The 6,271-nt window shown below is 75.0% G+C and carries 5 protein-coding genes; 3 read left to right on the forward strand and 2 right to left on the reverse strand.

All coding sequences use genetic code 11. From position 1 onward, the window contains the following. Positions 1 to 37: 37 nt before the first annotated feature. From ACJOT3_RS03375 to ACJOT3_RS03385, 3 genes are read left to right on the forward strand one after another with little or no spacing between them, the layout of a single operon-like run. Complete coding sequence (locus ACJOT3_RS03375) at positions 38 to 2,221, forward strand: hydantoinase/oxoprolinase family protein (RefSeq protein WP_406968625.1); 2,184 nt, start codon at positions 38 to 40, stop codon at positions 2,219 to 2,221. Further along, positions 2,218 to 2,913 (forward strand): hypothetical protein, encoded by a 696-nt coding sequence (locus tag ACJOT3_RS03380; RefSeq protein WP_406968627.1) that lies wholly within the window; start codon positions 2,218 to 2,220, stop codon positions 2,911 to 2,913. Before ACJOT3_RS03375 ends, ACJOT3_RS03380 begins: the two co-directional genes overlap by 4 nt. Further along, the gene (locus ACJOT3_RS03385; protein WP_406968629.1) at positions 2,910 to 4,229 is read left to right on the forward strand and encodes a transporter; all 1,320 of its coding nucleotides are present in this window, start codon (positions 2,910 to 2,912) and stop codon (positions 4,227 to 4,229) included. Before ACJOT3_RS03380 ends, ACJOT3_RS03385 begins: the two co-directional genes overlap by 4 nt. A 77-nt stretch (positions 4,230 to 4,306) precedes the next feature. On the opposite strand, the gene ACJOT3_RS03390 is transcribed toward ACJOT3_RS03385, so the two are convergent. Both ACJOT3_RS03390 and ACJOT3_RS03395 read right to left on the reverse strand, forming a co-directional pair. After that, entirely contained in the window at positions 4,307 to 5,302 is a 996-nt protein-coding gene (locus tag ACJOT3_RS03390; RefSeq protein WP_406968631.1) for a zinc-dependent alcohol dehydrogenase family protein, read from the reverse strand. Further along, positions 5,302 to 6,090 (reverse strand): carbohydrate ABC transporter permease, encoded by a 789-nt coding sequence (locus ACJOT3_RS03395; protein ID WP_406968633.1) that lies wholly within the window; start codon positions 6,088 to 6,090, stop codon positions 5,302 to 5,304. The genes ACJOT3_RS03390 and ACJOT3_RS03395 overlap by 1 nt, the downstream gene beginning before the upstream one ends. Positions 6,091 to 6,271 lie beyond the last annotated feature (181 nt).

The raw sequence follows: 6,271 nt of genomic DNA on the forward strand, positions 1-6,271 counted from the left end.
CTCCATCCCCCCGCCCCAACCACGAAAGGGGACCACCATGAGCGACCCGGCCACGAGGTCGGCACGCGACCCCGTCCGCGTCGGCATCGACGTCGGCGGCACCTTCACCGACGCGGTGGCGGTCAGCGCCACGACCTTCGAACTCCTGGGCCAGGTCAAGGTGCCCACCAGCCACGACCACGAGGACGGGGTCGCCCACGGCATCATGACCGCCCTGGAGCGCCTGCTGGCGGAGGTCGGCGTGGACGCCGACGACGTCGGCTTCCTCGCCCACGGCACCACCCAGGCCACCAACGCCCTGCTGGAGGGCGACGTCGCCACCATCGGCATCGTCGGCGTCGGCAGCGGCTACGACGCCTTCGCCGTCGGGCGGCTGCGCTCGCTGGGCCGGCTGCGCCTGGACTCCGGGCACCGGCTGCCCGTCCGCTACGCGGCCCTGCGCCGCCCCGACGACCCGGGGTCCGCCCTGGCCGCCGTCGACTCCGTGGTGTCCGCGGGAGCCGACGTCATCGTCGCCGCCGAACCCTTCAGCGTCGACGACGCCGAGGGCGAGCGGGCGGTCCTGGAGGCGGCGGCCGCCCGCGGGGTGCCCGCCACCGCCACCCACGAGATCACCCGCCTCTACGGCCTCACCAAGCGCGCCCGCACCGCCGCGCTCAACGCCGGGGTCATGCCGCGCATGCTCCAGACCGCCGACCTGGTCGAGAGCAGCATCCTCAAGGCCGGGATCACCGCCCCGCTCATGGTGATGCGCTGCGACGGCGGCGTGATGTCCCTGGGGGAGATGCGCAACCGGCCCCTGCTCACCGTGTTGTCCGGGCCCGCCGCCGGGGTCGCGGGCGCCCTGATGGGGGAGAAGGTCAGCGAGGGCGTCTTCCTGGAGACCGGCGGCACCTCCACCGACATCAGCGTCATCCGCCGCGGCCGCGTCCAGATCAAACACGCCGAGCTGGGCGGCAGGGAGACCTACCTGTCGGCCCTGGACGTGCGCACCGTCGGCATCGGCGGCGGCTCGATCGTCCGCCTGGGCGGCGGTGGGGGCGACGGCGCGGCGGCCCTGTCCGACGTGGGCCCGCGCAGCGCGCACATCGCCGGGCTGCCCTACGCCTGCTTCGCCGACCCCGCCGAACTCGACGGCGCCCGGCTGGTCCGGGTCGCCCCGCTGGGGTCCGACGCCGCCGACCACGCCGTCCTGGACAACGGCACCCGCCGCTTCGCCCTCACCGTCACCTGCGCGGCCAACGCCCTGGGCCGGGTGCCCGAGGGCGACTACGCCCGGTCCGACCCCCGGGCCGCCCGCGCCGCCCTGGAACCGCTGGCCCGCGCCCTGGGCACCGACGTGGACGGGGCCGCCCGGGCGGTGCTGGACAGGGCGGTCGAGAAGGTCGAGGCCGTGGTGGAGGCGCTGATCGGCGACTACGGCCTGGACCGGGCGGTGGCCGCCCTGGTCGGCGGCGGGGGAGGCGCCGCCACCGTCACCCCGCACCTGGGCGAGCGCATGGGGCTCGGCGCCCGCATCGCCGCCCACAGCGAGGTGATCAGCCCGCTGGGCGTCGCCCTGGCCCTGGTCCGCGAGTCCGTGGAGCGCATCATCCCCGGGGCCACCCACGCCGACGTCCTGGCGGTGCGCGCCCAGGCCGAGGAGGCCGTGGTCGCCCAGGGCGCCGACCCCGACGGGGTGGAGGTCGACGTCACCGTCGACCCGCGGCGCAACCTGGTCACCGCCGTGGCCACCGGCGCCACCGAGCTGCGCACCAGGGACCGCACCGCCGCCGTCGCCGAGACACAGGCCCGCGCCGCCGCGGCCGACAGCCTCGGGGCCGGCGCCGCCGACCTCACCGAGTACGCCGCCACCGGGCGCTACCGGGTGCTCGGCCTGGTCCGCAGGCCCCCGGGGCCGTTCGGCCGGCTGTCCCGCGAACGCCGCCACATCCGCGTCGTCGACAACGAGGGCGTGGTGCGCCTGCACAACGGCGACGCCGAGGTCGACACCCTGGTCGCCGGGCAGGCCGAGGGTCGTCTCAAGGACCTGGTGGAGGAGCGCACCTCCTACGGCGACGGCGGCGCCGTCCCGCCCGCCGTCTGGCTGCTGCTCGGCCCCAAGATCGCCGACTTGTCGGGGGTCATGGACGCCGGACACCTGCTGGCCCTGGCCGGGACCGAGATCGCCCGCCGGGCCCCCGACGAGCAGGTCGTCGCGATCATGGAGCGGCGGCGGTGAACGGCCCGCCGACCCCCGGCGGTTCCGGCGGCCTCGGTGGCCCCGGCGCGCCGCACGGGGAGTACGCCCGCATCGGCGCCGCCGACGAGGTCGACCTCGCCGTCGGCCTGCTGTCCCTGATCCCGCTGCACGAGGACCGCGATCCCGGACGGCTGCGCGAGTGGGCCGCCCGCGCCCTCGCCTTCGGCCGCGAACTCGCGCGGGAGGCCCCGGCCGCGGACACCGCCCGGACGGAGGTCGTGGAGGAGCCCACCGGCGGGCTGGCCCCCGGAGAGGTGCTGCTCGCCGAGTACCTGCACCGCCCCTCGGGCGACCGCATCGTCGTCTACGCCGACGCCCTCGCCCACGCCCACCGGGTGGCCCGCGCCGCGGGCTGGGGGAGCGACTTCACCCCCGCGGCCGTCCGCCGGGCCGCGCTGGCCCACGAGGAGGCCCACCGGATGCTGCACGGCGGCCGCGCCCGCGCCCTGCGCGACCGGCTCGGCCACGACCTCCTGCGCCTGGGACCCCTGCGCCTGCGCGGCCACGTGGCCGGGGCCGACGAGATCGCCGCCCACGCCTACGCCCACGCCCGCTGCGGCCTGCGCCGCAGCCCGCTCGCCCTCACCGCGGCCCTGGCCGCGACCCTCGAACACCAGGGGGCCGGTCCCGGCGGACCGGACCCCGGCACACCCCTCGGAGACCGCCCGTGACCGCCCTGGGAATCCTTCTCGCCATGGCGGTGGGCGTCGGCCTGATGCTGACGCGCCGCCTGCCCACCGCCTTCGCCCTCGTCCTGCTCGCCGTCGCCATCGCCCTCATCGCCGGTACGCCGCTCACCGGGGAGGAGGAGAGCGTGGTCGGCACCGTCGTCCAGGAGGGCGCGCCGCGCCTGGCCGCGACCATGGTGGCCATCCTGCTGGGCAGCTGGCTGGGCACGCTCATGTCCGAGACCGGCATCGCGTCCACCCTGGTCCGCAAGATCGTCGAGTTCGGCGGGGAGCGCCCCTCCCTGGTGGCGGTCGGCATCTTCCTGGTGGCGATCCTGTGCGGCAGCATCACCGGCTCGGCCCCGGCGGCGATGCTCGCCGGGGTCGTGGGCATCCCGGCGATGATCGCCGTGGGTGTGACGCCCACGGTCGCGGCGGGCACGGTGCTGGTCGGCATCGCCGCCGGACTGCCCCTGGAACTCATCAACTGGCAGTTCCTGTCCGACGCCATCGGGGTGCCGGTGTCCACCGTCCAGCACTTCCAGCTGCGCATGTTCCCGATCGCGCTGCTCGGCGGGCTGGCCTACATCCTCGTCGAGATGCGCCGCAAGGGCGTGAGGCACACCTGGGCGGTGCGGGTCGGGACCGGCGGGGACGCCGGGACGGGCTCGCGCCGCGAGCGGGCCGCCCGGCGGCGGCTGCGCCGCGGGGACGCGCCCTGGTACGCCCTGGTCACCCCGCTGGTGCCGATCGTCCTGGCCCTGGGCCTGGAGATCCCCATCGTCCCGTCACTGCTGGCCGGTGTGGTGTTCGCGCTGGTCACCGCGGTGCCCTGGCGGGAGATGACGACCACGGCGCTGCGCACCCTCTACCGGGCGTTCGACGTGGCGGCGCCGCCCATCGTGCTGTTCATCGCCATCGGCATGCTGCTGGCCGCGGTGAACCTGCCCGGGGCGGTGCAGGCGCTGACGCCGATCGTGGTCGCCATCAGCCCGGGGCACGTCGCGCTGTTCGTGCTGGTGTTCGCGCTGCTGGTGCCGCTGGCGCTGTACCGGGGGCCGATGAACATCTTCGGGCTCGGCGCGGGCGTGGCCGGGGTGCTGGTGGCCGGGGGCATCTACCCCGCCCCGGCGGTGGTGGGGCTGATGGCCTCCTACGGCCAGGTCCTGGGCGTCTCCGACCCGACCAGCACGCAGACCGTGTGGAGCGCCCAGTACGCGGGGGTGCGCCCGGAGCGCTCGATGCTGTCCACCCTGCCCTACACCTGGGTGATCGCCATCGCGGGCCTGTGCCTGACCGCCTACCTCTACCTCCTCTGACCGCGGGGGAACGGCACAGGGGGCCCGGCCCTCCCGCGGGGCCGGGCGAGGGCGCGCGGGAGGGCCGGGCGGTCCGGTCAGCGGCGGGGGTCGATCTGGAGCTTGCGGCCCCGCCCGGCGCGGAACGCGGCGATGGCCTCGCCGTAGTCGCCCAGCGCGAACGTGTCGGTGACCATCGTGTCGGCGTCGATCACCCCCTTGCCCATCAGCTCGACCGCGCGCCCGTAGCTGTGCAGCACGGCCATGCTCCCCACGATGGTCACCTCGTCGTTGTAGACGCGGAACGGGGAGAAGGACGCGGCGGCCTCGGCCGGGGCCACACCGAACACCTGGAAGGTCCCGCCGCGGTCCACCCGGGTCAGCCCGTCCTCGACGGCCTTGACCACGCCGGTGCAGTCGATGACCACGTCCCAGGCCGTCCGGTCGAGCGTGTCCGCCACCGCCCCCACCGCGTCGGCGGCGATCGCGGCGGCGACCGCCAGCCGGTCGGTGTTGGGGTCCACCACGGACACGCTGCCCGCCCCCGCCGCCCTGGCCAGCTGCGCCATGAGCAGGCCCATGGTCCCGGCGCCGTAGACGAGGTAGTGCTCGCCCACCCGGCCGGGGAGCAGGTCGAACCCGTGCACGGCGCAGGAGAGGGGTTCGATGAGCGCCCCGTGGGAGAAGGGCAGGGTGTCGGGGACCCGGTAGCAGGACGCGGCGGGCACGGCGACGTACTCCGCGCAGGCCCCCGTCCGGGTGACCCCGACCGCGTTCCAGCGTTCGCACAGGTTGCCCCGGCCCACGACGCACTTGGCGCACTCACCGCAGAACAGGGAGGGGTCGACCGCCACGCGGTCGTCCGCGGCGAACCCGGTGACCTCCGAGCCGACCGCCACCACGGTCCCGGCGAACTCGTGCCCGGGGATGATCGGGTAGGGGGTGGGGGCGAACTCCCCGTCGAGGATGTGCAGGTCGGTCCCGCACACGCCCACGGCGGCGGGGGCGACCACGACCTGCCGGGGACCGGGGACCGGGTCGTCGACCTCTTCGACGGCGAAGCTCCCGGGCTCGCTGATGACCAGTGCGCGCATTACTTCACGGCTCCCAAGGACAGGCCGCGGACCAGCCACCTCTGGGCGGTCCATCCGGCGATGATCACGGGCAGGGCCGCCATGGTGGAGGCGGCCGACAGGCGGGCCCAGAACAGGCCTTCGCCACTGATGAACCCGACCAGGAACACGGGCACGGTGGAGGCCCGTGTCGCGGTCAGGTTCACCGCGAAGAAGAACTCGTTCCAGGCGAAGATGAAGCAGATCAGGGCGGTCGCCGCCAGGCCGGGCGCGATCATCGGGATGACGATGCGCCACATCTCGGTCCACCGCCCGGCCCCGTCCACCCGTGCCGCCTCCAGTACCTCGCGGGGCAGCTCGGCCAGGAAGGAGCGGATCATCCACACCGCGATGGGCATGTTCATGGCCGTGTAGACCAGGGTCAGGGCGCGCACGTCGTCGAGCACGCCGATGTCGCGGGCGATGACGTAGAGCGGGAGGATGACCGCCACGGGCGGCAGCAGCTTGGTGGACAGGAAGAAGAACAGCGCGTCGCGCCAGCCCGGGACCCGGGCCAGGGAGAGCGCGTAGGCGGCGGGGATCGCCAGGGCGATGGCCAGCACGGTGGAGAGCACCGAGGCCTGGAGCGAGTTGAGCAGGTAGGGGACGAAGCCGCGGCCGATCACCGCCGCGTACTGGTCCAGGGTCGGGACGAAGAAGAAGGTGGGCGGGGAGGTCGAGGCCTGGGACTCCTGCTTGAACCCGGTGAGGAACATCCACAGCACGGGCGAGAAGAACAGCAGCCCCACGGCCCAGGCGGCCAGTGCCACCCAGGGGCGGAAGGGACGCCGCCGCCGACCGGACCTTTGTACGCCGGGCGGGCGCGCCGGTCCGCGGGCCGCCGGCCTGGTGAGCACCCCGGTCACGATTCCTCCTCGAACAGGCTGGAGACGACCCGCAGGGCGAACATGGCCACGACCAGGGTCGCGACCACCACGATCACCCCGGCCG

This window comes from Nocardiopsis protaetiae (genome assembly GCF_045446735.1).
In the GTDB taxonomy this organism is placed as follows: domain Bacteria; phylum Actinomycetota; class Actinomycetes; order Streptosporangiales; family Streptosporangiaceae; genus Nocardiopsis; species Nocardiopsis protaetiae.